This window comes from Sandaracinobacteroides sp. (genome assembly GCF_057137845.1).
The window spans coordinates 15,482-40,131 of the sequence record NZ_DBNHFX010000124.1 but is presented as its reverse complement, the minus strand read 5'-3'; the positions used below and the strand labels follow the sequence as shown (position 1 = coordinate 40,131).

The following is a 24,650-nucleotide window of genomic DNA, read 5'->3' as shown; positions in this document are numbered from 1 at the left end:
GATCAGGCGGCAAAAATCACCACACCCCCCTTCTGTGGCAGAAATGTAACACTACATCTGCCACAAAGGAGTGTCAGCGGGCATGAACATCGAAAAATTCACCGACCGCGCCAAAGGGTTCCTGCAGGCGGCGCAGACGATCGCGCTAAGGGAATCGCACCAGCGGATCACCTCCGAACATCTGCTGAAAGCCCTGCTCGATGATGGCGAAGGAATGGCGGCAAACCTGATTTCGGCTGCCGGCGGGCAGCCGCAGGTTGCACGGGCGGCCATCGATGCCGCTGTGCAGAAGATGCCGAAAGTTTCAGGCAGCGGCGCGCAGGTGCAATGGGATCAGGATGTTGCGCGCCTGCTCGATCAGGCCGAACAGATCGCCGCCAAAGCCGGGGACAGCTTCGTCACCGTCGAGCGGCTGCTGCTGGCGCTGGTGCTGGCCACCGGCACCGGCGCGGCGGCCGCCCTGAAAGACGCGGGCGTCACCGCGCAAGCGCTGAATGCCGCGATCGAACAGATGCGCAAAGGCCGGGCCGCGCATTCCGCATCCGCCGAGGAAAGCTATGACGCGCTGAAGAAATACGGCCGCGACCTGACCGAGGCCGCGCGCAACGGCAAACTGGATCCGGTGATCGGCCGCGACGAGGAAATCCGCCGCACCATCCAGGTGCTGGCGCGGCGCACCAAGAACAATCCGGTGCTGATCGGCGAACCGGGCGTCGGCAAGACGGCGATTGCCGAAGGCCTGGCGCTGCGCATCGCCAACGGCGACGTGCCCGACAATCTGAAGCACAAGACCTTGTTCGCACTGGACATGGGGGCGCTGATCGCGGGCGCGAAATATCGCGGCGAGTTCGAGGAACGGCTGAAGGCAGTCATCGACGAGGTGAAGGCCGCCGAAGGGCAGATCATCCTGTTCATCGACGAAATGCACACGCTGGTCGGCGCGGGCAAATCGGAAGGGGCGATGGATGCGTCGAACCTGCTGAAACCGGCACTAAGCCGTGGCGAAATGCATGTGATCGGCGCGACCACGCTGGATGAGTACCGCAAGCATGTGGAAAAAGACGCCGCCCTCGAGCGCCGCTTCCAGCCGGTCTTCGTCGGCGAACCCACGGTCGAGGACACGATCTCGATCCTGCGCGGACTGAAGGAAAAATACGAACTGCACCACGGCGTCCGCATCACCGACAGCGCGCTGGTTTCTGCGGCGACGCTTTCGAACCGCTACATCTCGGACAGGTTTCTTCCCGACAAGGCGATCGACCTGATGGACGAAGCGGCGTCGCGGCTGCGGATGGAAGTGGAATCGAAGCCCGAGGAAATCGAGGCGCTGGACCGGCGCATCGTGCAGATGAAGATCGAGCGCGAGGCGCTGAAAAAGGAAAGCGACGAGGCTTCGAAAGAACGGCTGCGCGCGCTGGAAGAGGAACTGGCCCGGCTCGAAGCCGAAGCGGGCGATCTGACGACGCGCTGGCAGGCGGAAAAGGAAAAGCTGGCGGGCGCCACCCGCATCAAGGAACAACTGGACCAGGCGCGGATCGAAGTCGAACAGGCGCAACGCGCGGGCAACTTCGCGCGGGCGGGCGAACTGACCTACGGCGTCATCCCCGACCTGGAGGCGAAACTCAGGCAGGCTGAACAGGCGTCGGGCGCGGCCATGGTGCGCGAGGAAGTCACCGCCGACGATATCGCCGCGGTGGTGTCGCGCTGGACCGGCATTCCCGTCGCCCGCATGATGGAGGGCGAGCGCGAGAAGCTGCTCCAGATGGAGGCGGGCCTTGGCAAGCGCGTGATCGGGCAGGCCGACGCGGTGGCGGCGGTTTCCAAGGCGGTGCGCCGCGCCCGGGCCGGGTTGCAGGATCCGAACCGGCCGCTGGGCAGTTTCCTGTTCCTCGGGCCGACCGGCGTCGGCAAGACCGAGTTGACGAAGGCGCTCGCCGACTTCCTGTTCGATTCGTCCGACGCGATGGTCAGGATCGACATGTCGGAGTTCATGGAAAAGCACGCCGTCGCCCGGCTGATCGGCGCGCCTCCTGGCTATGTAGGTTACGATGAGGGCGGCGTCTTAACCGAAGCGGTTCGCAGACGGCCCTATCAGGTCGTGCTGTTCGACGAAGTGGAAAAAGCCCACCCCGATGTGTTCAACGTGCTGTTGCAGGTGCTCGACGACGGGCGCCTGACCGACGGGCAGGGCCGCACTGTGGATTTTTCCAACACCCTGATCGTGCTTACGTCGAACCTCGGCTCGCAGTTCATCGCAGCCCTGCCCGACGGCGCCGACGTAAAACAGGCGGAACCACAGGTGATGGAGGTGGTGAAGGCAGCTTTCCGCCCCGAATTCCTGAACCGGCTGGACGAGATCATCCTGTTCCACCGGCTGGGGCTGGAACATATGGGCGCGATCGTCGACATTCAGGCGGCGCATGTGCGCAAGCTGCTGAAAGACCGCAAGATCGAGCTGGAGCTGACCGACGGCGCGCGCCACTGGCTGGCGCGTGTCGGCTATGATCCCGTCTATGGCGCCCGGCCGCTGAAGCGGGCAATCAGCCGGCACCTTGTCGATCCGCTGGCGGAAATGCTGCTTGCAGGCGACGTGCCGGATGGCGCCACCGTCCACATCGAGGACGGCGACGGAGAGCTGCAATTGTCGGTCATCGGCAAGGCCGACACCCGGTCAGACACCAGCGTCTGACCGGGGGCAGCGCAACTGGTCGTTCAGCCGTTCGGGTTCATCCCGGCGCGTGAACGCTCGATCAGGTCGGTGCCGTCGCGGCGCTGTTGATCCGCGATCGACTGCCATTCGGCGTTGGTCTTGCAGATCCGGTCTTTCTTGACGAGGCTTCCCGTTACCGAAAGCCTGCGGCAGCGAACTGCGTTCGGATCTTTGGCGTCAAGCTTGGCGGTGGGCGCGGCCTCGGCCGCCGGGGCCTGCGCCAGAGCCGGGGCGGCAGCGAACAACAGCGCCGCCAGCGCCGACGAAACTAGAATCGACTTCATCTGTTCCTCCTGTCAGACGGTTACGTGGCCTGCCATGGATTCCGGCCCGTCTCGTCTGCCAGCACGTAGAATTGCCGCAGCAACTGCTGTTCCGCAACAGAAAGATGCGGGTTCCACATATCGAAAATCAGGATCACGCGCAGTTCGTCACTGTCGTTCCATGCCTCGTGCTCGATCGAATCGTCGAAAGCGAACACCTTGCCCGGCACCCACGGCCGGGTTTCACCGCCAACCCGGAACGCGCAGCCCGGCGGCACGATCAGCGGCAAGTGCACGGTGCAGCGGGTATTGGTGACGCCCGTGTGCGGCGGGATCCGCGTGCGCGGCTTCAGCGCCGAAAAAAACGCCGACGGCGACCGGCCCGGAATCTCGCTGCGGGGAAGCGCCTCGAGCGCCGCCCTGGTTCGCGGGCAGCGATCCAGAACTTCGTGGTTGGGCCTGCCATATTCCCACAGGAAATAGGCGCCCCAGTCCAGCCGATGGTCGAGCGGCGTCCACTTGTTGGCGGGCGTCCCCTTTTCCTGCTGCACATAGGGCCGAATGACGCCATCCCCGTTGCCGGCCAGCGCCAGAAATTCGTCGCGGATGGCTTCCCATTCGGCTTCCAGCGCATCCATCCACGGGAACAGCGCCCGGTCGAAATATTCATCCGCCGGCAGGAACGGGAAATGCAGGCCGCTGCATTCATTGAAATACACCCGCGAACGGCGCCCCAGCGCCACATCGACCGCCGCATCGAACCGGCGCACATCCGAAGCCGACAGACCTTCCCGCGCCACCGCCAGCCCGGCATCCACATGGGCGGATATTTCGATCGCCTCGCTGGCGACATAGGCCCGCGCCTCGGCCAGCCGGTCGGCCAGCGCCGGTGGAAGCTGGTCATCGGGCGGCGCCAGCGACAGAACAGCGCGCCAGTGTTCCGCTGCGATGGTCGCTTGCTCCAGCCGTTCGTGCAGTTCGGCGATCCGCAACTGCGCCATGAAGTGCGTCTGGTCGATCGCCAGCGCGCCTTCCAGCGCAAGCTGTTCGCTCGCGTCGTCCTGACGCTGTCGCTGGGCCGATGCCAGGTTCATCCACAACGCCGGTTCGCGCGGGTCGTGATGGATCGCTGCTTCGAATTCACGGACGGCAGCCGTCGGGTCGCCGCTTGCAAGCAGGTGCATCCCCAGCGCGTTCAGAACCACCGGGTCAGAGGGCGAGAGGCGCCGCGCCTGTTCCAGCAGCCGCCCTGCCTCGGCCAGATTTCCCGTTTGCCGCGCATGCGACGCACGCGCCACCAGTTCATCGCTTTGCATGGCTGGTTCTTGCAGCAAGCATGGCGCCCATGCAATCAGACAGTATGTCTCAATCGCCCCGAAACCCGGCACGGGATGCGCACTGGCTCGCCCATCGCTATGATGAAAACGCCGACCAGTTCCGCTTCGTGCACCTGACCCGCGCCGAACATGCAGCGATACCGTTCCTGACCGACGAGCATCTTGGCGAACGCGCGTTCGTGGCGCTCGACCGGCAGCAGGCCGTGCGCGACGCCATGCCTGCCGGGCCGGTGCATTTCATCTTTCATTCGGCCTTCTGCTGCTCGACCTTGCTGGCGCGCGCGCTGGATGCGCCGGGTGTTGCGATGGCGCTTTCCGAACCGGTGCTGCTGAACGACATCGTCGGCTGGCGCCACCGGCATCGGCCCGACGGGCGGCAGGTGGCAGCACTCCTCGATCAGTCGCTTTCGCTGCTGGCGCGGCCATGGGGCAAGGCCGAAGCCGTGGTGCTGAAACCCTCGAACCTGCTGAACCCGCTGGCCCCCGCGATGATGGCCCTGCGGCCCGACGCCCGTGCAGTGCTGCTGCGGGCGCCGCTTTCGGTGTTCCTTGGCTCGATCGCCCGCAAGGGGCTTTGGGGGCGGCTCTGGGTGCGGGAACTGCTGGTAAAATATCTTCGCGAAGCAGGCGTGATCGAGTTCGGGCTTGGGCCGGAAGATTTGCTGCAACTGTCGGATCTGCAGGTGGCAGCGCTGTGCTGGCTGGCGCAGTTGCGCATTTTCACACAGCTTGAACATCGCATGCCGGAACGGGTGCTGTCGCTGCACAGCGACACCCTGATGGCCGACCCGCGCCCCGTGCTGGGCAGGATCAACACGCTGATGCAGCTTGGCATTTCAGCCGGGAAACTGGGTGAAATCGTCAGCGGGCCAGCGTTTACCCGGCATTCCAAATCGGGCGAGAGCTTCGACGCGGCCGCGCGCGCAGCAGAGCGCGAGGACGGCCTTGCCCGTCACGCAGACGAAATCACGATGGTGATCGGCTGGGCGGAAAAGCTGGCTGCTTCGATCGGCCTTCGTCTGCCAGCAGCCTGAACGGCAGCCTGCCCGCCATCAACACCATATGGCAGGCATGAAAAAGGGGGCGATCCTTTCGGATCGCCCCCCATTTTCAGGTCTGCGCCCTGATCAGAAGCGCAGGCGGCCGGTGACCGAGAACCTGCGACCAAGCGCGTCGTAGGTCGACGGATAGTTGTTGCCGCTGTTGTAGCTGGTCGAACCGATGTTCGCGCCAACCACATGGGGCTTCTTGTCGAACAGATTGAGAGCGCTCACCGTCAGGGTGAAGTTCTCGATGATGTTCGCACGCAGCGAGAAGTCGAAGTAGTGCGCGGCCGGGATCTTCAGGAAGTCCTTTTCGACCATGCAGCCATCGGGATCGGCGCCCTGCGGATCACGGCAACCGTCACGAATGGCAGCCGCCAGTTCGTCGTCATACTGCAGCGGCTCGTACTGGGTCGAGCTGAGGAAGCGCCAGTTCAGCGAGAAGTCCAGGTCGGAGACCGACAGCGTGGTCCGCTGGCTGAACGAGTACTTCGGCTGGATCGAGCCGCAGTTCACGCTGTAGTAACCGACGCAGTCCCGGTCGACCGAGGTCGGGGTAGCCTGGAACGTCGACTTGTGCGTCCAGTTACCCTGGAAGCCGAGGCTGAGGCGCACACTGTCGCTCAGGTCCGTCGCGTAGTTCATCGTCAGGTCGATACCGTCGGTTGCCAGACGACCCATGTTCGACAGGGTCAGCAGCAGGCCCTTGGCATCGCCGTTCAGGCTGCCGTCGGTGTAGCGGCGGATCGAGGTGCAGGCCGGATCCGAGGCGCTGGCCGCGGTCAGGTTGCCGAAGCAGGCTGCGATCGCGTCACCCGGGGTCGGGCTGGTGATCGCATCCGTCACCTTGATGTTGTAGTAGTCGATCGTTGCCGAGAAGCCCGGCAGGAAGGTCGGCGTGGCCACGAGGCCCACCGTCCAGCTGTTCGACTTTTCAGGCTTCAGGTTCAGGTTGCCGCCACCGGTGTAGTTGACCTGACCAGCGCTCGGCGGAGCGATGGTGCCGATCTGGCCGGCCGTGGCACCCTGCGCGATGCAGACCGCGCGCAGGTTGGCGTTGGCGACCGGGTTGGCGCCGGCGCAGGGATCGGTGCCGAGGTTGGTCAGCGCCGTCGTCACCGGGTAGAACAGCTCGCTGATGTTCGGAGCACGAACAGCGCGCGAGTAGTTGCCGCGAACCTTGAAGCCGTCGGCGATGTTCCAGGTGGCTTCGCCCTTCCAGGTCCAGGCGTCGTACGACGGGCTGCCCGCCGCTTCGACCTTGTAGCTGGAGTAGCGGATGCCGCCGCCGACCGTCAGGCTCTGGATGCCGGGGACATCCTGAACCAGCGGGATCAGCACTTCGCCGATGCCTTCATAGACCGAATAGGCACCCGCAACGTTCGGAGCCGCGCCGCCGGCGCCGCCCAGATCGTTCGCCTGCGACAGCAGGTCGGATTCCTGCGACGCGTTGTACTTGCGGTATTCCGTGCCGATGGCGAACGAGATGCCGTCCGAAGCCCAGGGGACGGTGTAGCCGACATCACCCGAGATCAGGCCCTTGGCCTGCAGCATCGAGGTGCGGGTCGACACGACCGAGTTGCCGGTCATGAACTGGTTCATTTCGCTGGTGATCGAACCGTCAGGCCCGAACAGGTTCACCGGAACGCAGTTGTTGGCCGTGTTGAAGCAGCCGTTCGGACCGGCAAGCAGGCCCTGTTGCAGGCGGCTGCGCAGCCAGTAGCCATATTGCGTCTGCGTGTTTTCGCTTTCGCCGTACGAAACGCTGGCATCCCAGTCGATGTTCTCGGTGATGCCGCCGCGCAGACCTGCCTGATAGTCGAAATAGGTCGTCACGAAGTCCGAGATACGCGGACCGAACTCGGTTGCACGACGCGAGATCGTCGACGTCACCGAACGGTAGTTCGGATCGTTGGGGTCGACCGCCGTTGCGGCAGCGGCGCACTCGGCGGCGGTGAAGCGCGGCGTGTAGCCGACGCCCGGATTCACGTCATATTGGCAGAATGCCTGACGCTGGGCGGCGGACATGAACGGGTTGTTCAGCGGAACGGTGAAGCTGTAACCGAACGAGCCCGACGGCGCGATGATCGTCTTCACCGAGTTGCGCGAGAACAGGCCGCGCGCATAGACTTCAACCGCGTCGTTGATCTCGTAACGGCCGGCAGCGTACATGTTGTAGCGCTTGAACGGCGTCTGGAAGACGTTGTACGGGTTGTAGTTATAGGGCGCGTAGAGGCTGACGTTGCTGAAGCGATAGCCCGGCACCGCGATCTGGCGGGTACCCTGCGCGCTGGTGACGCAGGTGACGCCGGTGCTGCCGCCGCAACCCGAGGTGACCGAGTCCGCGCCGGTGTCGCTGACGCCGGTGAAGCGCGAAGGCGTGCCGGTGCCCGAGCCGCCGCCCTGGCCGGTGAAGCTGTCGATGGCGGTGACCGAGAAGTCGCGGTCGCCCATGTAGACCGGATCGGTCTTCATGTAGCCGAACGACAACACCACGTTGCCGCGACCGTCGTCGAGGTTGGTGCCGATCGTGAGGTCGAGGCGGATGTTGCCGCCGTCACCCTTCTGGGTGATGCCGGTGTTGCCCGACAGTTCGACGCCCGAGAAGTCGCGCTTGGTGATGAAGTTCACCACACCCGAGATGGCGTCGGCGCCGTAGGTGGTCGAAGCGCCACCCGTCAGCACGTCGACGCGCTCGAGGAGAGCGGTCGGGATGTTGTTGAGGTCGAAGCGGCCGTTCAGTTCAGCCGGGGTCAGGCGATCGCCATCGAGGAGAACGATGTTGCGGTTCGAACCGAGACCACGAAGGTTGACGAACGACGCACCGCCGTTGCCGTTGTTCACGGCCGAGCCGATCGACGGCACCACGCCCGGGATTTCCCGCAGCACGGCTTCGGCGCTGTTCACGCCGCGAAGTTCGATTTCGGAAGCCGACGTGACGCTGACCGGGGTCGCGCGCTCGAGGTTCGGGTTCTTGATGAGCGAGCCGGTGACGACGATGGTCTCGGCTTCTGCCGCCTCGGTCGACGCGGTCGACTGTGCGAAGGCGGAAGAGCCCGCCAGCATGGCGATGGTTACGGCGGCGGATGCAACCGAACCCTTCAGCACGGCGCGCTTTTGCCAGCTATTGTTGATCACGATGGACAGTCCTTCCTTCTCGGGCTTCGTGCGGCCCGGCAGACGCGCCGGAATCCCCCCGCAGGAGCCGTTAATTTCCCGGCCGGATCGCACCTTGCACCCCGCGATTGCGCGGAACAGACACGACAAGACCAGTCGCCTTGATGGGCTTGGTTGCCCCTATCGCCAATTTGTAACTGTTCTGTAAAGCGTCGGGCGGGCGCGGTTACTTCATTGTCGGCGCCTGTTGCGCCTCTGCCACAGTTTTGACGCCGCGCATGCCGGTTGCGTGCTTAAAGCAGGCCCTTCGCCCGCGCTTCGGCATAGCGCGCCGCAGCGGCTGCGGCATCGGCATAGGCCTCCTGAAGTTCATGGCTCCAGTAGCGCAGATCGCCGAGCGGGACCTTCCGGCCGGTCACCGCGCACACCACATGGTCGCCGTCGGACAATCGCTGGAACGAGCCGGACAGATAGCGAAGCCTGGCCTCGCGGCCGGCAGCAAACTTCAGCATCGGGTTTCTCCTGTCATAGAAGCCGGCCCTGCACGACCGGCCCGGCCTGATCGCCGCCGGGGCGCGGCGCCGGTTGCGCCATGGTGCGCACGGTCACTTCGCCATCGGCGAACGCCAGCGAAAGCCGCGCTTCGGCCCTTGCGTCGGCGGCCGAGCGGACGATTGCGCCATCCGCCCGCCGCACCAGCACGAAACCACGCGCCAGCACTGCATGCGGCGACAGCCCTTCGGCCAGCCGGAACGCTGCATCCAGCGCGGCGCGCGCATGCGTGACCCTTGCGCGAAACAGCGCCGGATTCGGCGTCACCCGGGGGGCGCCCAACAGCGCGCGCATCTGATCCACCCGTTGCGCCAGCAGCCGGGGGGCCAATCGCCCGGCCAGCGCATCGTGGCGCGCGCGCAACAGTTTCGCACGCGCCATCAACACCCGTGGCAGGCGATCGGCGGCATCGTCGAGGCGCTGGCGCGCAACCCCTGCTATCGCCGCCGGATGCCTGAGCCGCTGCCCGAGCGCCGCCAGCCGTTCACCCTGTTGCAGCCGCGCCCTGCGTTCGGCCCGCCTGCTGCGCAGGCCGAGATCGGCCAGCAGCAACTGCAATTCCGCGCGCACCGGCACCGCCAGTTCGGCGGCAGCGGTCGGCGTCGGGGCGCGCAGTGCCGAGGCATGGTCTATCAGGGTAGTGTCGGTTTCGTGGCCGACGGCGGAAATCAGCGGGATGGCGCTGGCGGCGGCCGCCCTGACGACGCCTTCATCGTTGAAGGGCATCAGATCCTCGATCGAGCCACCGCCGCGCGCCACGATCAGCAGGTCCGGCCGTTGCGCCGCCGGCATCGCATTGAACCCCTCGATCGCCTGCCGGATCCGTGCGGCGGCGCCTTCGCCCTGCACCGGCACCGGCCAAAGCGTCACGCGGCGCGGAAACCTGTCGGCAAGGCGGTGCAGGATGTCGCGGATCACTGCGCCCTGCGGCGAAGTCACCACGCCGATGTGGTGCGGCAGAAACGGGCGGCGCGGCTTGGCCGCGCGGTCGAACAGCCCTTCGGCTTCAAGGCGGCGGCGGCGGTCCTCGATCTGCTTCAGCAGCGCGCCGACACCGGCCACCTCCATGCGCTCGACGACGAGCTGATACCTCGACGAGCGCGGATAGGCGGAAAGCTTGCCCGTCGCCACCACTTCCAGCCCGTCCTCGGGCCGGAAATTCAGCCGTTGCAGGTTGCCCTTCCACATCACGCCCGCAAGCACGGCGTCGGCGTCCTTCAAATCGAAATAGCCGTGGCCCGAGCCATAGGCCTTGAAGCCCGATATCTCTCCCCGGACGCGAACGAGCGAGAAGCGATCCTCGAGGGTGCGGCGCACGGAACCCGCCAGTTCGGAAACCGAAAACTCGGGGATGTTGGGCGCAGCGCTTGCCATCGCCTTCGCATAGACCAGCGCCGCACCGGTCAGCAATCCAAGATGCTTTGCAAATCGGCCGCCCGCCCCTAACGAACGCGCATGGCTATCGACATCCTCCTTCTGGGCGCGGGCGGGCGCGAACATGCGCTGGCGAAGAAACTGGCCGCGTCGGCGATCTGCGCCCGCCTGTTCGCCGCCCCCGGCAATCCAGGTATCGCCCATGTGGCAACGCTCGTTCCCGATCTCGACATCCTGAACGCCGATGCAGTGGTTGCGTGGGCTGCCGGGCAGGGGATCGGGCTGGTGGTGGTCGGCCCGGAAGCGCCGCTGGCGGCAGGCGTCGCCGACGCGCTGTCGGCTGCGGGCATTCCGGTGTTCGGGCCGGGCGCCCAGGCGGCGCGGCTGGAGGCGTCGAAGGCCTTTACCAAGGCCCTGTGCGACGAAGCCGGGATCCCAACGGCGGGCTACCGGCATTTCACTTCGCTCGAACCGGCGCTTTCCCATGTTCGGGCGCATGCACTGCCGGCCGTCGTCAAGGCCGACGGGCTGGCGGCTGGCAAGGGCGTCACCGTTGCGGCCAGCCATGCCGAAGCCGAGGCGGCGCTGCGCGACCTCTTCACCGAGGCCGACGCCGAAGTGGTGATCGAGGAATGCCTCGTCGGCGAGGAAGTCAGCTTCTTCGTGCTGGCCGACGGGCGCACGGCACTGCCGCTGCTTGCCGCACAGGATCACAAGCGCGCGGGTGACGGCGATACCGGTCCCAACACCGGCGGCATGGGGGCCTATGCGCCCGCCCGCGTGTTCACGCCCAGCCTTCAGGCCCGCACCATGACCGAGATCATCGAGCCGACGCTGGCCACGATGGCTGCGCGTGGCACGCCGTTCACCGGGGTTCTGTTCTGTGGCCTGATGCTGACGGCCGACGGCCCGAAGCTCATCGAATATAATGTCCGCTTCGGCGACCCGGAATGCCAGGTGCTTATGGCGCTGCTGACAAGCGACCTCGGCGAAATCCTGCTGGCGGCGGCGCTCGGCCGGCTGGACAGCGTCAGCGCGCGCTGGGCGCCCGGCTTTGCGGCCGTGGTGGTGATGGCGGCGCGCGGCTACCCCGGAACCCCGGCAAAGGGCGGGCAGATCGACGGCCTTGCCGAAGCCGAAGAAACCGGCGCCTCGGTGCTGCACGCAGGAACCGCGCTCGATGCCGAAGGCCGGCTGGTGGCGTCCGGCGGGCGCGTGCTGGGGATCGTCGGCCGGGGGCCAAGCGTGACCGAGGCGGCCGCCCTTTCTTATGCGGCAATCAAAAGGATCAGCTTTGCCGATGGCTTCTGTCGGGCCGATATCGGCTGGCGTGAAATCATGCGGGAACGGGAATCACACTAAGGCCCACCCGGCGAAACGACCAGAGGAGAGGAACATGGCAAGCCGCCAGGAACAATTCACCGGCACGACCGAAGTGCGCGAAGGCGCACGCTTCGACGAAGCCGCACTGGAACGCTGGATGCGTGACAATGTGAAGGATTACGCGGGACCGCTGGAGGTGCGCCAGTTCAAGGGCGGGCAGTCGAACCCGACTTACAAGCTGATTACCCCGAAGCGCACCTATGTGCTGCGGCGCAAGCCGCCCGGCCTGCTGCTGAAATCGGCCCACGCCGTCGACCGCGAATATCGCGTGATCAGCGCCCTGTTCGCGCAGGGCTTCCCGGTCGCTGAAACCTTCGGTCTCTGCACCGACGACAGCGTGATCGGCACATGGTTCTATGTGATGGATTGCGTCGAGGGCCGCATCATCTGGGACGGCACTTTCCCGGATGTGCCGACGGCCGACCGGCGCGCCCATTTTCAGGCGATGAACGACACCATCGCCCACCTGCATTCCATCGACCCCGACAAGGCAGGCCTCGGCGACTTCGGCCGCCCCGGCAACTATTTCGAGCGGCAGATCGGTCGCTGGTCGAAGCAGTATCTGGACGACGACGCCGCAGGCCGCGTGCCGGAAATGGACCGGCTGGTCGAGTGGCTTCCGGCCAACATCCCGCCCGGCGACGAATCGACCGTCGTTCATGGCGACTATCGTTGCGACAACATGATCTTCCATCCGACCGAGCCGCGCGTGCTGGCGGTGCTGGACTGGGAACTGTCGACGCTCGGCCACCCGCTCGCCGATTTTTCCTATCACCTGATGATGTATCGCATGACGACGACCGGTTCCGCCGGCCTGACCGGCGTCGACATGGCGGCAATGAACATCCCGACGGAACGCGAATATGTCGAACGCTATTGCCAGACCGTCGGCCGCGATGCCGGGCATGTGCTTGGCATCATGGATTTCCTGATGGCCTACAACATGTTCCGGCTGGCGGCGATCGTCCATGGTATTCGTGGCCGGGTGATCCGTGGAACCGCCGCCAATGCGCACGCCAAAGCCATGGCCGAAACCGTCGAGCCGATGGCGAAACTTGCATGGGAGCAGGCGCTGAAGGCAGGCGCAAAACCGGCCTGATCGCTGTGCCCGCCGATCCGGAGGTTGCCTAGGCCCCCGGTTCGTCGGGCCGGTTCTGCGGCGACACCGTTCTCGAACGGATTTCGCCGTCGATCGCCGGTTCGCGATAGAGGATTTCCTCGCGCAGGCTGGTTTCGACGATCGCCTCCTGCGCCCGCCCGGCAAGCCACCCGGCGATCACCAGCGCGATCACACCCAGCACCCAGACCAGCACGACCAGCCACTGCGCGATGCCGCCCGCCAGTTCCAGGCCATCGGCCAGCCACTGCGTCGCCGACGGGTCGATATCGAACCAGCCGCTGACGGTGACGACCGTCCGCCCGCCGGCGCCCGCCAGCGCCCAGACCAGCCAGGCAAAACCCGACCAGAACAGGCCGACCACCGCCAGCACGGCCCAGATGATCTGCTTCATCCCTCCCCCTCTTTCGTCACCAGCAGCTTGTCGATCTTGCGGCCATCCATGTCGATCACCTCGAAGCGGAATCCGTGTGCGCTGAAATATTCGCCGGTCGCCGGAATATGTTCAAGCACTGCCAGCGCAAAACCTGCAACCGTCTGGAAATCGCGTTCGTCCTCCAGCGCGAAGCCCAGCCGCTCGGCCAGTTCGTCGGCGGGCAGCCCGCCCGACACCAGCCAGCTTCCGTCCGCCCGCTCGACCATCGGCGGGTCGTGCCCCTCGTCCATGTCGGAACGGAATTCTCCGGCGATCGCCGCCAGCAGATCGGAGGGTGTCACCACCCCTTCGAAATGGCCATATTCGTCGATCACCAGCGCCATCGGCACAGCGGCATCGCGAAGCGCCGCCAGCGCAACAGTCGAATCCGCGACATCCGGCACCACGGGGGCCTGCCGCACCAGCGACGCAAGATCCAGTGTCCGCCCCTCCAGGATGGCGGCCAGCGCATCGCGCGCCTGCACCACGCCCATGATGCGGTCGATCGAACCGTCGGCAACCACAAGGCGTGTGTGCGGTGTGGCGATCAGCCGTTCGCGCACTTCCTCGGGCGGGGAAGCCACATTCAGCCAATCGACTTCGGGGCGCGGTGTCATCACCCCGCGCACCTGCCGGTCGGCCAGCCGCAGGATCCCCGAGATCAGTTCGCGTTCCTCGCCTTCGATGACGCCGGCTTCCTCGGCCTCCTGCACGACGTGGCGCAGTTCGGCCTCGGTCACGCCGTTGTCGCTTTCGCGGTTGATCCGCAGCAGCCGGAAGATCAGCGCGCTCGATGCATCCAGAAAGCCGACGAACGGGCTGGTCAGGCGCGTCAGCAGGATCATCGCCGGGGCGACGACGACGGCGATGCGTTCCGGCGCCCGCAGCGCAAGCTGCTTGGGCACCAGTTCGCCGATGATCAGCGACAGATAGGTAACCACAAGGATCACCAGCGCAAAGCCCAGTTCGCCTGCCCAGTGCGCTGGAACCCCCGCCCGCTGCAACATCGCGCCAGCCGGGCCGGCCAGGCTGGCACCCGAAAAGGCGCCATTGGCAACGCCCACCAGCGTGATTCCGATCTGCACCGCCGAAAGAAAACGCCCCTGCTCGGCCTGTAGCGCCAGCACGCTGCCGGCGCCGCGCACATTCGCCCGCTGCATGACGTGCAGGCGCGGCCTGCGCGCCGACACGATGGCGAGTTCAGCACCGGCAAAGAAGCCGTTCAGCACGATCAGCGCAAGGATGATCGCGACATCGGTCCAGGGTAAGCCCATGATCGGCTGGCTTATGCCGCGAAGCGCGGGCGCGCTCAAGCGTCCCTTGTCATCGGCTGCACGCACGGGCTTTCGCAAATGCGCCCCGACAGTTAGTCTTGGCGCTGAAACAGCCCCCCCCCGCAAAGGAGAATGCCGCCATGGCGACCACCACCACGTCCAGAAAATCGCGCATGCTGATGGCAGGTGCGCTCGCCGCCCTCGTGCTGGCCAGCGGCTGCACCACCGACCCTGTCACCGGCCAGCAGCGCATGTCGAAAGGCGGACAGGGTGCGCTGGCCGGCGCCGCCGGCGGTGCGCTGCTGGGTGCGCTGATCGGCGGCAACACCGGCGCGCTGATCGGCGCAGGCGTCGGCTCGATCGCCGGCGGCGGCATCGGCACCTACATGGACCGGCAGGAACGCGCCCTGCGCGAAGCAACCGCCGGCACCGACGTGCAGGTCGAGCGTCAGGGCGACGAGATCAAGCTGGTCTTCCCCGACACCATCACCTTCGATTTCAATTCCGCCGTGGTGCGCCCGGAAATGCGCACCCAGTTGCAAGACGTCGCAAAGGTTCTGAACAGCTACCCCTCGACGGTGATCGGCGTGTTCGGCCACACCGACAATGTCGGCACGACGGAAGTGAACCAGCGCCTGTCCGAACAGCGCGCGGAATCGGTTGCGGGAACGCTCGAAAGCTTCGGCGTCGCCCGTCCGCGCATGCAGGTGCGCGGCTTCGGCTATATGCAGCCGGTCGCTTCGAACGACACGCCGGAAGGCCGGGCGAAAAACCGCCGGGTGGAAATCCGCATCGTGCCCGTCAGCCAGGAGCAGATCCAGCCGTATCGGCAATGATGCTGCGGGGTGCGGCGCAACAGCGTCGCACCCCTGCACGAAGGCATCAACCCCGCAGCACGGCCCCAAGCTTTGCTGCCGCCGCAACCACCGAACGCGCAACCGCTTCGATGTCGGCGTCGGTCAGCGTCTTTGCCAGCGGTTGCAGCGTCACTGCGACGGCCAGGCTAAGTTGCCCTTCCGGCACGCCCTGGCCCGCGAATCGATCGAACACCTGCACGTCGGCGATCAGCGCTTTGTCGGCGCCCTTTACCGCACGAACCAGCGCATCGGCCTGCGCCGTTTCCGGCAGCAGGAACGCGAAGTCGCGCCGGACGGGTTGCAACGCCGTGGGCGTGAACGCCGGCCGCGCCTTGCGCCCGCGCCGTTCCGGCACCTGATCCAGATAGATTTCCGCCGCGACCGCGCGATCGAGATCGCCCGTCACCGCCGGATGCAGCTCGCCGAACTCGGCCAGCACTGCCTTGCCCAGCACCAGCCGCGCCGAACGGCCGGGATGATAATGCGCGCCCGCCGGTTCAACCGTCTGCAACCGTTCAACAGGTGCGCCCGCCGCCGCCAGCGCCGCCACCACTTCGGCCTTCACGTCGAACGCATCAAAGCCGCGCGCCTTGCCATGGCGCCAGTCGCGCGGACGCTCTTCGCCCGCCAGCAGCAGCGCCAGCGTCGGCCGTTCGCCATCGGCCAGATAGCGTCGGCCATATTGGAACAAGCGCACGCTTTGCCCGCCGCGCGCCATGTTGCGGGTGGCAGCCGCCACCAGCCCCGGCAGCAACGAGGTCCGCATCACCGCCAGTTCGGCCGACAGCGGGTTTTCGAGCTTCCAGTGAAAGCCGCCGAAGCGCGCGGCTTCGGCTTCGGAAATGAAGCTCCAGGTGATCGCCTCATCCAGCCCGCGCGCCGCCATCAGCCGCTTCAGGCGGCGTTCCTGCTTCTGCGCCGGGGTGGCGGTCGGCCGGGCGACGCCGCTGGCGCGCGGCAACGGCACCGACTGCACCTTGTCCAACCCGAACAGCCGGACGATTTCCTCGACCAGATCGGCGTCGCCGTCGATGTCACGCCGCCAGGTCGGCACACCAACGGTCCATGGCACGGCCGCTGCCGACACCTCGAAGCCAAGCTGCGCAAGGATTTCGCGCTGGCGTTCATCCGGAACGTCCAGCCCGCCCAGCGCCTTGGTCCGCGCCGGATCGAACGGCACGATCTTCCGCGCCAGCGGCGGTTCGCCCGCGCGCTGGATCGCCGACGCACGTCCGCCGCACAGCTCGACGATCATCGCTACCGCCAGATCGAGGCCGGTTTCGACGAACGCCGGATCGACGCCGCGCTCGAACCGCGCGCGCGCATCCGACGTCAGGCCAAGCGCCCTGCCTGTCGCGCCGATCCGCGCCGGGTCGAACCAGGCGGCTTCCACCAGCACGTCGGTCGAGTTTTCCGAAACGCCGGAATCCATGCCGCCCATGATGCCGCCGATATCGTGCACATTGAGATCGTCGGCAATGACGGTCATGCGTTCGTCCAGCGCGTAGGTCTTGCCGTTCAGCGCCAGCAGCGTCTCTCCGGTGCGGGCGCGCCGCGCCGCCAGCCCGCCCGACAGCCGCGCCACATCATAGACATGCAGCGGGCGGCCATAGCCGATCGAGAAATAGTTGGTCACATCGACCAGCGCCGAGATCGGCCGCAGCCCGGCACGGGTCAGCAGATCCTGCAACCACTGCGGCGAAGGCCCGTTGCGAACGCCTGCGACCGAACGCGCGTAGAAGGCCGGACAGCCTTCGGGATCGTCGGTCCGCACTGTCACCACCGGCGGCGCATCGCCATCGATTGCGGGCACCGGCAACGGCTTCAGCGTGCCAAGCCCGGCGGCGGCCAGATCGCGGGCGATGCCATGCACGCCCATGCAGTCCTGCCGGTTGGGCGTGATGGCGATATCGAACACCGGATCGTCGAGACCGGCCCATGCGGCATAGCCTGCACCGACCGGCGCATCCGCAGGCAGGTCCAGAATCCCGTCATGTTCGTCGCCCAGTTGCAGTTCGCGGGCCGAACACATCATGCCGTTCGAGGTGATACCCCGGATATCGGCAATTTTCAGCGTCATCTCCGAACCGGGCACGAACGCGCCCGGCGGGCCGAACACGCCAACAAGCCCGGCACGGGCATTGGGCGCCCCGCAGACGACCTGCAGGCTGTTGCCGTCGCCCAGATCGACGCCAAGCACCTGCAACTTGTCGGCCTGCGGGTGGGCCTCGGCGGTCAGCACACGGGCGATGACGAAGGGCCGCAGAGCGTCGGCCGGATTCTCCAGCCCCTCGACTTCCAGCCCGAGGCGGGTCATCGCCTCGGCCAGTTCGGCGGTGGTGGCGCTGGTTTCCAGATAGCGCTTCAGCCAGGACAACGGGAATTTCATGCGCCCACTCCTGCGGACAGCGTCGGCACGTCGAGTGCGGAAAAGCCGAAATGCTTCAGCCAGCGAAGATCGGCGTCGAAGAAGGCGCGAAGGTCGGTCATGCCATATTTCAGCATCGCCAGCCGGTCGATGCCGCAACCGAAGGCAAAGCCCTGCCATTCGGCCGGATCGAGACCGCAGTTCGCGATGACACGCGGATGCACCATGCCGGCGCCAAGGATTTCCAGCCAGCTCGCCTCGCCGCCGACTTTCAGCGTACCGCCTTCCCACGCGCAGCCCACGTCCACCTCGACGCTGGGTTCGGTGAACGGGAAAAAGCTGGGGCGCAGGCGAAGCGTCACGTCGTCCACCTCGAAGAACGCCTTGACGAAGGTTTCCAGCGTCCATTTCAGATGCCCGAGGTGAATGCCCCGGTCGATCACCAGCCCCTCGACCTGGTGGAACATCGGTGTGTGCGTGGCGTCGGAATCGGAACGATAGACCCGCCCCGGTGCGATGATGCGGATCGGAGGCTTGTCGCGCATCATGGTGCGGATCTGCACCGGCGAGGTATGGGTGCGCAGCACCATCTGCTCGCCGCCACCGGCCGGGCGCACGTAAAAGGTGTCGTGCATGGCGCGCGCCGGATGCTCGGGCGGAATGTTCAGCGCGGTGAAGTTGTGCCAGTCGTCCTCGATCTCTGGTCCCTCGGCGACGGCGAAGCCGAGATCGGCAAAGATTTCCGACAGCTCGTCCATCACCTGGCTGATCGGATGCACCGTCCCGGCGATGTGCGGCAGCGCCGGCAACGACATGTCCTGCCGTTCCGCCAGCAACCGCGCGGCAAGCGCCGCCCGGCCGAGATCGGCCTTGCGCGCATCGAGTGCGCCTGAGATTTCCTCACGCAGGGCCTGATAGGCCGGGGCGACCTTCAGCCGCTCGTCTGCGGCAAGGCCGCCGAGGCTTTTCATCAACTGGGTGATGGTGCCGGATTTCCCCAGCGCCGCCACGCGCACTGCTTCCAGCGCCTCGGGCGTCGGGGCAGCAGCGATGGCGTCAAGCGTTTCGCCACGCAGGGTGTCGATCGTCACGGATGCGGATCCTTCAAATACCTGAGTGTGCAACAGGGTTTCCAAACGGCAAAGGGCGCGGGAAGGCCAAGCCTCCCGCGCCCCGAAACCCTGACCTTGCGGTCGTGTGGGGGCTCAGGCCTTGGCGCCGGCCATCACCGAATCGAACACCGCCTTGAAGGCCGCCGGCTCGTTCATGGCGAGGTCGGCCAGAACCTTGCGGTCGAGTTCGAGACCCGAGTTCGCCAGTGCGTGCATGAACGCCGAATAGGTCACGCCCAGTTCGCGCGTTGCAGCGTTGATCCGCTGGATCCACAGCGCCCGGAACGAACGCTTCTTCGCCTTGCGGTCACGATAGGCATATTGCCCGGCCTTTTCGACGGCCTGGCGCGCAACGCGGATGGTGTTCTTGCGGCGACCGTAATAGCCCTTGGCTTCGACGAGAACGCGCTTGTGCCGCGCGTGGGCGGTAACGCCCCTCTTCACACGTGCCATGTCTGCGCTCTCCTTACTTCAGGCCGTAGGGCGCCCAGAGGACGACCCGAGCGGTATCGGCATCAGACAGCACTTCGGTGCCGCGGTTCTGACGGATGTATTTGCCATTGTGGCTGATCAGCCGGTGGCGCTTGCCGGCAACGCCGTGCTTGACCTTGCCGGTCGCGGTGAACTTGAAGCGCTTCTTCACACCGCTCTTCGTCTTCAGCTTGGGCATTTCGGCTCCTTCCTTGTCCCCGCTTGGGGGGTTGGGGCGAGTTCAGGACCGGCCGCGGCAGCCCATGTTCGCCGGGCAGGTCGGGATTCGATCTCGCAGTTGAAGCGCGGGGCGTTAGTGCAGTTCGCGCCGCTTGGCAAGTTCCGGGTTGCCCGGCCCGCCAGTCAAGCCTTCTCGCCAGTCACACCTTTTCACCAGTCACACCTTTTCAAAGGTGCATTGCAGCGGGTGCTGGTGCTCTCGTGCGAAATCCATCACCTGCGACACCTTGGTTTCCGCCACCTCATAGGTAAAGACGCCGCACACCCCCACGCCGCGCTGGTGGACATGCAGCATCACCCGCGTCGCATCGTCGATGCCCATGCGGAAGAACCGCCGCAGCACATGCACGACGAACTCCATCGGGGTGTAATCGTCGTTCAGCATCAGCACCCGATAGAGCGACGGCTTGCGCGTTTCGGCGCGCGTCTTGGTGGCGATGCCGGTGCCCGTGCCGGCGTCGCCGCCGGAACCAGCGGCGTCGTCGCTGCCGCTCGGCCCGCAAATTGGCCCGCTGCCCGGCAGCGCTTTTGTGTCGTGGCGATTCAGCATGTCGCAAGAATATCCCAACGCCGCCGGGTGGTCAAAGCGGGCAGTGCGCCATTGCTGCCGCCAGTCGCGCCAACAATCGGTTGCGGTCGTGCACGAAACATGTTCATGGGGCAGCCATCCGGAATCTTTCAGATACAGTATTCACTCGCCATTCACGTCCGAGGAACACCGCGCTTGAACCGCCGTCCCCTTGTATTGCTGCTTTCCCTTGCGCTCGTCGCACTCCCCGGCTGCTCACTCCTGCCGGGCGGTTCAAAAGACGGTCAGGACAAGGCCGGTCAAGACAAGGCCGGCCCCGGTTCGGCGCCGCTCGTCGTGGTATCCCGCGCCGAAAAAACGCAGCTTGTCGACACCATCGAAGCGGTCGGCACCGCGCGCGCCAATGAACAGGCAGACGTCAACTCGACGGTCACCGAACGCATCGCCAAAATCAACTTCGCCGATGGTCAGTATGTACCCAAGGGCGCAGTCGTCGCCGAACTGGTCCAGTCGGCGCAATCGGCAACGCTTGCGGAAAACCGCGCCCGCCTGCGCGAGGCCGAGCTTCAGCTCGAACGTCTGAACCAGTTGCTGGCGCAGGGGTTCGCCACCAAGGCGCGGGTCGACCAGCAGCAGGCAGTCGTCGATGTGGCCCGTGCAGGCACGCAGCAGGCCGGCAGCCAGATCGCCGACCGGGTGATCCGCGCGCCCTTTTCGGGCTGGCTGTCGTTGCGCAAGGTTTCGCCGGGAACCGTGGTGAACGCCGGCACCACCATCGTCACCATCACCGACCATTCCAAAATCAAGCTGGATTTCACCGTTCCCGAAACCTTCATCCCAGCGCTGAAACCCGGCCTCGAAATCGAGGCGCACGCGGCCGCCTTCCCCGGCGAAACCTTCCACGGCCGCATTTCCTCGGTCGATCCGGTGCTGGACCCCGTGACCCGTTCCGCAACCGCGCGCGCACTGCTGCCGAACGCCGACCTGCGGCTCAGGCCCGGCATGATGATGACGGTCAACATCAAGTCGGCGCCGCGCCAGGCCCTGACGGTGCCGGAACTCGCTGTCGTCGGCGAAGGCGACGGCGCCTATGTCTGGAAGGTATCCTCCGACAACAAGGCGGCAAGGCAGAACGTCACCACCGGGCAGCGCCGTGACGGTCAGGTCGAAATCCTCTCGGGCCTGTCCGAGGGCGACCGCATCGTGACCGAAGGCACCGTGAAGCTGCGCGGCCCCGGCCCGGTGCAGCCGGCCGAAGTCGCACGGGCCGCAGGTGCAGAAGCGCCCGCCAAGGCGCCTGCCGCATGATCCTGTCGGATCTGTCCGTCCGCAGGCCCGTTTTCGGTGCCGTGCTGTCGCTGATTCTGCTGCTGGTCGGCATCGTCTCCTACTCGCGGCTGCCGGTGCGCGACCTGCCTGCGATCGAGCCGCCGATCGTCTCGATCACCACCACCTATCGCGGCGCCAACTCGCAGGTGATCGAAAACCGCATCACCCGCCAGATCGAGGACCGGGTGTCGGGCATCGAGGGGATCGAATCCATCACCTCGCGCTCGCAGGACGGCCGATCGGACATCACCATCGAATTTTCGGCGACGCGCGACATCGACGCTGCGGCGAACGACGTGCGCGACCGCGTGTCGGGCGCACTGCAGAACCTGCCGCAGGAAGCCGATCCGCCGGAGGTGCGCAAGGTCGACGTCGACGCCAGCCCGATCATCTGGGTCAACCTGATCCAGCCCGACTGGACGCCGATGCAGTTGTCCGACTACGCCAAGCGCGTGGTCGTCGACCGTTTCGCCGGGATCAACGGCGTCTCGCGGGTGATGATCGGCGGCGAAGCGCGGCCGTCGATGCGCATCTGGCTCGAACGCGCGCGCCTGAACGCCTATGCAATGACGCCCGCCGACGTCGAAGCGGCATTGCGGCGGCAGAATGTCGAGCTTCCCGCCGGCCGGGTCGAGGGGGAAGCCAGCAACCTGACGGTGCGCGTCACCCGCCAGTTCACCTCCGAGGATGATTTCCGCCGTCTGATCGTCGGGCGCGGGCCGGATGGCTATCTCGTCCGCCTCGGCGACGTGGCGCGGGTCAGCCTCGAACCGGAAAACCGCTATGATTTCTTCCGGTCGAACGGCGTGCAGGCGATCGGCCTCGGCATCGTCCGCCAGTCGGGCGCCAACACGCTGGAAGTCGCCAATCAGGTCAAGGAGCGGATCAAGGAAGTCGAGAAGAACCTGCCCGCCGGCATGAGCATGGCGGTAAGCTTCGACAGTTCGCTGTTCATCGAACGCGCGATCGACAATGTCTGGATGACCCTTGCCGAAGCCGCCATTCTGGTGGTCGCGGTGATCTTCGTCTTTCTGGGTTCCGTGCGCGCAACGCTCATACCGGCGCTGACGGTGCCGATCTGCCTCGTCGCATCCTTCGCCGTTCTATATGTGCTCGGCTATTCGCTGAACCTGCTGACGCTGCTTGCGTTCGTGCTGGCGATCGGCATCGTCGTCGACGACGCCATCGTCGTCCTCGAGAACATCTATTACCGCATCGAGCGCGGCGAACCGCCGCTGGCCGCCGCATTTCTGGGCGCGCGCGAAGTGGGGTTCGCGGTGCTGGCAACCACGATCGTCGTCTGCTCGGTGTTCGTCCCGCTCTATTTCATCGCGGGCAACACCGGCCTGCTGTTCCGAGAACTTGCTGGTGCCATGATCGGCGCAATCGCCTTTTCCGGCTTCGTCGCCCTGTCGCTGACGCCGATGCTCTGTTCCAAGCTGCTGCGCAAGGAAACCGGGCACAACCGTTTCACCCAGTGGTTCGACCGCCAGTTCGACCGGGTGCGCCGCCGCTATGTCGGGCTGCTCGACCGCGTGCTCGACCGTCCTCTGGTGGTCGGTGGCATTGCCATCGGTTTCGTGCTGCTCTGCCTCGGCCTCGGCACACGCCTCGCCTCGGAACTCGCCCCGCCCGAAGATGTCGGCTATTTCTCGGTCAGCGTGCAGGGCGCCGAGGGCACCGGCTATAACCGCATGAAAAGCTACATGGAGGACCTGCAGGCGCGGATGATGCCGAAAGTCGGCGACGGCCAGCCGATCCGCCGGCTGCTGGTGCGCGCGCCCGGAAGCTTCGGCGCCACCGAGGATTTCTCGACTGGCGGCATGACGGTGTTCCTCGTGCCGTGGGAGGAGCGCGACGTCACCACCCAGCAGGTGATGGACGAAACCCAGAAGATCATCGGCATGGACCCGCGCATCCGTGGCAACGCCACCAGCGGCAACACCCTGTCCCGCGGGCGCGGGCGGCCGATCCAGTTGGTGATTGCCGGCAGCACCTTCGACGAACTGGTGAAAGCGCGCGACGCCATCTTCAAGGCGGCCCAGTCCTACCCGGGCATCATCGACCTCGACAGCGACTACCGGGAAACCCGGCCGCAACTGATCGTCGACATCGACACCACCCGCGCCGGCGATCTTGGCGTGCAGATCGCCGACATCGGCGCGACCCTGGAAACCATGATGGGCAGCCGCCGCGTCACCACCTTCATCGACCGGGGCGAAGAATATTATGTGGTTCTGCAGGCCGAGGACGCCGACCGCGCCAGCCCCGGCAACCTCGCCAACATCTATGTGCGATCGAAAACCACGAACGAACTGGTGCCGCTTTCCAACCTGGTGAAGCTGCGCGAATCGGCGCAGGCCGGGCAGCTCGGCCGCTTCAACAAGCAGCGCGCGATCACCTTGCAGGGCAGCCTCGCTCCGGGCACCACGCTGGGGCAGGCGCTCAACTTTCTGGAGGGCGTCGCCGCCGAACAGCCGCAGGTGACGTCGATCGGCCACCGGGGCGAAAGCCTGCAACTTCGTCAGACCGGTTCGTCGCTGTGGGTGGTGCTGGGGCTGACGATCGTGCTGGTGTTCCTGGTGCTGGCCGCGCAGTTCGAAAGCTGGGTGCACCCGGCCGTCATCATCCTGACGGTGCCGCTGGCGCTTGGCGGCGGCCTGTTCGGCCTGTGGGTGACGGGGGGCACGCTCAACCTCTATTCGCAGGTCGGCATCGTCATGCTGGTCGGGCTTGCCGCCAAGAACGGCATCCTGATCGTCGAGTTCGCCAACCAGTTGCGCGATCGCGGCAAGGCATTCCGCGACGCCATCATGGAAGCCTCGGAACGGCGGTTGCGCCCGGTGCTGATGACCTCGATCGCAACCGTGGCCGGTTCGGTGCCGCTGATGGTCGCCAGCGGCGCGGGCGCGGGTTCGCGGCGGGCGATCGGGGTGGTGATCGTCTGGGGCGTAAGCCTTGCGACGCTGCTTACCCTGTTCGTGATCCCGGTGTTCTATGCGGCGTTCGCCCGGCGGACGAAATCGCCCGAAACCATCAGCCGCGAACTGCGCCGCGAGATGGACGAACTGAAACTGGACGAGGACGGGCATCCGGCCGAATAGCGGGCCAAATCCGGGCCGGGCTTCGCATTTGCAGTGAAATGCGCTATCTGGCGCG

19 protein-coding genes are annotated in these 24,650 nt (G+C 65.9%); 7 read left to right on the top strand and 12 right to left on the bottom strand.

Features of this window, described 5'->3' with window-relative positions; genetic code table 11:
• The first annotated feature begins 82 nt into the window (after positions 1-82).
• Complete coding sequence (gene clpB, locus AC16JP_RS06985; protein WP_484339885.1) at positions 83-2,689, top strand: ATP-dependent chaperone ClpB; 2,607 nt, start codon at positions 83-85, stop codon at positions 2,687-2,689.
• Positions 2,690-2,712: 23 nt separating this feature from the next.
• On the opposite strand, the gene AC16JP_RS06980 is transcribed toward clpB, so the two are convergent.
• Positions 2,713-2,994 carry a hypothetical protein gene (locus AC16JP_RS06980; protein WP_484339884.1) on the bottom strand — a complete coding sequence of 94 codons (282 nt, stop codon included), beginning with the start codon at positions 2,992-2,994 and terminating at the stop codon, positions 2,713-2,715.
• A gap of 20 nt (positions 2,995-3,014) precedes the next feature.
• Positions 3,015-4,289 (bottom strand): aspartyl/asparaginyl beta-hydroxylase domain-containing protein, encoded by a 1,275-nt coding sequence (locus AC16JP_RS06975; protein WP_484339883.1) that lies wholly within the window; start codon positions 4,287-4,289, stop codon positions 3,015-3,017.
• A 44-nt stretch (positions 4,290-4,333) separates the two neighbouring features.
• Here AC16JP_RS06975 and AC16JP_RS06970 point away from each other — a divergent pair, with 44 nt between their 5' ends.
• Entirely contained in the window at positions 4,334-5,344 is a 1,011-nt protein-coding gene (locus AC16JP_RS06970; protein WP_484339882.1) for a hypothetical protein, read from the top strand.
• Between the two features lie 93 nt (positions 5,345-5,437).
• On the opposite strand, the gene AC16JP_RS06965 is transcribed toward AC16JP_RS06970, so the two are convergent.
• The 3 genes from AC16JP_RS06965 to xseA all read right to left on the bottom strand — a co-directional run bounded on the left by AC16JP_RS06965 (position 5,438) and on the right by xseA (position 10,432).
• Complete coding sequence (locus tag AC16JP_RS06965) at positions 5,438-8,419, bottom strand: TonB-dependent receptor domain-containing protein (RefSeq protein WP_484339902.1); 2,982 nt, start codon at positions 8,417-8,419, stop codon at positions 5,438-5,440.
• Positions 8,420-8,763: 344 nt separating this feature from the next.
• Positions 8,764-8,982, bottom strand: coding sequence for a DUF2093 domain-containing protein (locus AC16JP_RS06960; RefSeq protein WP_484339881.1), 219 nt, complete (start codon positions 8,980-8,982; stop codon positions 8,764-8,766).
• Between the two features lie 13 nt (positions 8,983-8,995).
• Positions 8,996-10,432, bottom strand: a complete 1,437-nt coding sequence (xseA, locus tag AC16JP_RS06955) for an exodeoxyribonuclease VII large subunit (protein ID WP_484339880.1) — start codon at positions 10,430-10,432, stop codon at positions 8,996-8,998.
• 51 nt (positions 10,433-10,483) lie between these two features.
• Here xseA and purD point away from each other — a divergent pair, with 51 nt between their 5' ends.
• Positions 10,484-11,758: a phosphoribosylamine--glycine ligase gene (gene purD, locus AC16JP_RS06950; RefSeq protein ID WP_484339901.1), complete on the top strand. Its 1,275-nt coding sequence runs from the start codon at positions 10,484-10,486 to the stop codon at positions 11,756-11,758.
• Between the two features lie 34 nt (positions 11,759-11,792).
• Positions 11,793-12,878, top strand: coding sequence for a phosphotransferase family protein (locus AC16JP_RS06945; protein ID WP_484339879.1), 1,086 nt, complete (start codon positions 11,793-11,795; stop codon positions 12,876-12,878).
• A gap of 28 nt (positions 12,879-12,906) precedes the next feature.
• On the opposite strand, the gene AC16JP_RS06940 is transcribed toward AC16JP_RS06945, so the two are convergent.
• Complete coding sequence (locus AC16JP_RS06940; RefSeq protein ID WP_484339878.1) at positions 12,907-13,290, bottom strand: hypothetical protein; 384 nt, start codon at positions 13,288-13,290, stop codon at positions 12,907-12,909.
• Positions 13,287-14,585: a hemolysin family protein gene (locus AC16JP_RS06935; protein ID WP_484339877.1), complete on the bottom strand. Its 1,299-nt coding sequence runs from the start codon at positions 14,583-14,585 to the stop codon at positions 13,287-13,289. Before AC16JP_RS06935 ends, AC16JP_RS06940 begins: the two co-directional genes overlap by 4 nt.
• Positions 14,586-14,725: 140 nt before the next feature.
• On the opposite strand from AC16JP_RS06935, the gene AC16JP_RS06930 reads away from it, so the two are divergent.
• On the top strand, positions 14,726-15,421 hold the full coding sequence (locus AC16JP_RS06930; protein WP_484339876.1) for a YiaD family glycine zipper/OmpA-like lipoprotein: 696 nt from the start codon (positions 14,726-14,728) through the stop codon (positions 15,419-15,421).
• A 46-nt stretch (positions 15,422-15,467) separates the two neighbouring features.
• On the opposite strand, the gene pheT is transcribed toward AC16JP_RS06930, so the two are convergent.
• From pheT to clpS, 5 genes are all read right to left on the bottom strand, one after another.
• Positions 15,468-17,831, bottom strand: coding sequence for a phenylalanine--tRNA ligase subunit beta (gene pheT, locus AC16JP_RS06925; protein ID WP_484339875.1), 2,364 nt, complete (start codon positions 17,829-17,831; stop codon positions 15,468-15,470).
• Positions 17,828-18,895 carry a phenylalanine--tRNA ligase subunit alpha gene (gene pheS, locus AC16JP_RS06920; RefSeq protein ID WP_484339900.1) on the bottom strand — a complete coding sequence of 356 codons (1,068 nt, stop codon included), beginning with the start codon at positions 18,893-18,895 and terminating at the stop codon, positions 17,828-17,830. Before pheS ends, pheT begins: the two co-directional genes overlap by 4 nt.
• A gap of 120 nt (positions 18,896-19,015) precedes the next feature.
• Positions 19,016-19,375 (bottom strand): 50S ribosomal protein L20, encoded by a 360-nt coding sequence (rplT, locus tag AC16JP_RS06915; RefSeq protein ID WP_484339874.1) that lies wholly within the window; start codon positions 19,373-19,375, stop codon positions 19,016-19,018.
• A gap of 13 nt (positions 19,376-19,388) precedes the next feature.
• Entirely contained in the window at positions 19,389-19,592 is a 204-nt protein-coding gene (gene rpmI / locus AC16JP_RS06910; protein ID WP_484339873.1) for a 50S ribosomal protein L35, read from the bottom strand.
• A 198-nt stretch (positions 19,593-19,790) separates the two neighbouring features.
• Complete coding sequence (gene clpS / locus AC16JP_RS06905) at positions 19,791-20,183, bottom strand: ATP-dependent Clp protease adapter ClpS (protein ID WP_484339872.1); 393 nt, start codon at positions 20,181-20,183, stop codon at positions 19,791-19,793.
• 174 nt (positions 20,184-20,357) lie between these two features.
• Between clpS and AC16JP_RS06900 the strand changes: the two genes are divergently transcribed.
• Both AC16JP_RS06900 and AC16JP_RS06895 read left to right on the top strand, forming a co-directional pair.
• On the top strand, positions 20,358-21,470 hold the full coding sequence (locus AC16JP_RS06900) for an efflux RND transporter periplasmic adaptor subunit (RefSeq protein WP_484339871.1): 1,113 nt from the start codon (positions 20,358-20,360) through the stop codon (positions 21,468-21,470).
• Positions 21,467-24,595, top strand: coding sequence for an efflux RND transporter permease subunit (locus AC16JP_RS06895; protein WP_484339870.1), 3,129 nt, complete (start codon positions 21,467-21,469; stop codon positions 24,593-24,595). The genes AC16JP_RS06900 and AC16JP_RS06895 overlap by 4 nt, the downstream gene beginning before the upstream one ends.
• The last annotated feature ends 55 nt before the right edge of the window (positions 24,596-24,650 follow it).

Excerpts from the sequence above, each read along its gene's own strand:
- clpS (WP_484339872.1), bottom strand. The coding sequence starts at position 20,183 with ATGCTGAATCGCCACGACACAAAAGCGCTGCCGGGCAGCGGGCCAATT.
- clpB (WP_484339885.1), top strand. The coding sequence starts at position 83 with ATGAACATCGAAAAATTCACCGACCGCGCCAAAGGGTTCCTGCAGGCG.
- AC16JP_RS06945 (WP_484339879.1), top strand. The coding sequence starts at position 11,793 with ATGGCAAGCCGCCAGGAACAATTCACCGGCACGACCGAAGTGCGCGAA.
- AC16JP_RS06930 (WP_484339876.1), top strand. The coding sequence starts at position 14,726 with ATGGCGACCACCACCACGTCCAGAAAATCGCGCATGCTGATGGCAGGT.
- AC16JP_RS06975 (WP_484339883.1), bottom strand. The coding sequence starts at position 4,289 with ATGCAAAGCGATGAACTGGTGGCGCGTGCGTCGCATGCGCGGCAAACG.
- rplT (WP_484339874.1), bottom strand. The coding sequence starts at position 19,375 with ATGGCACGTGTGAAGAGGGGCGTTACCGCCCACGCGCGGCACAAGCGC.
- AC16JP_RS06940 (WP_484339878.1), bottom strand. The coding sequence starts at position 13,290 with ATGAAGCAGATCATCTGGGCCGTGCTGGCGGTGGTCGGCCTGTTCTGG.
- rpmI (WP_484339873.1), bottom strand. The coding sequence starts at position 19,592 with ATGCCCAAGCTGAAGACGAAGAGCGGTGTGAAGAAGCGCTTCAAGTTC.
- AC16JP_RS06935 (WP_484339877.1), bottom strand. The coding sequence starts at position 14,585 with ATGGGCTTACCCTGGACCGATGTCGCGATCATCCTTGCGCTGATCGTG.
- AC16JP_RS06895 (WP_484339870.1), top strand. The coding sequence starts at position 21,467 with ATGATCCTGTCGGATCTGTCCGTCCGCAGGCCCGTTTTCGGTGCCGTG.
- pheT (WP_484339875.1), bottom strand. The coding sequence starts at position 17,831 with ATGAAATTCCCGTTGTCCTGGCTGAAGCGCTATCTGGAAACCAGCGCC.
- AC16JP_RS06970 (WP_484339882.1), top strand. The coding sequence starts at position 4,334 with ATGTCTCAATCGCCCCGAAACCCGGCACGGGATGCGCACTGGCTCGCC.
- AC16JP_RS06980 (WP_484339884.1), bottom strand. The coding sequence starts at position 2,994 with ATGAAGTCGATTCTAGTTTCGTCGGCGCTGGCGGCGCTGTTGTTCGCT.
- AC16JP_RS06965 (WP_484339902.1), bottom strand. The coding sequence starts at position 8,419 with ATGCTGGCGGGCTCTTCCGCCTTCGCACAGTCGACCGCGTCGACCGAG.
- AC16JP_RS06960 (WP_484339881.1), bottom strand. The coding sequence starts at position 8,982 with ATGCTGAAGTTTGCTGCCGGCCGCGAGGCCAGGCTTCGCTATCTGTCC.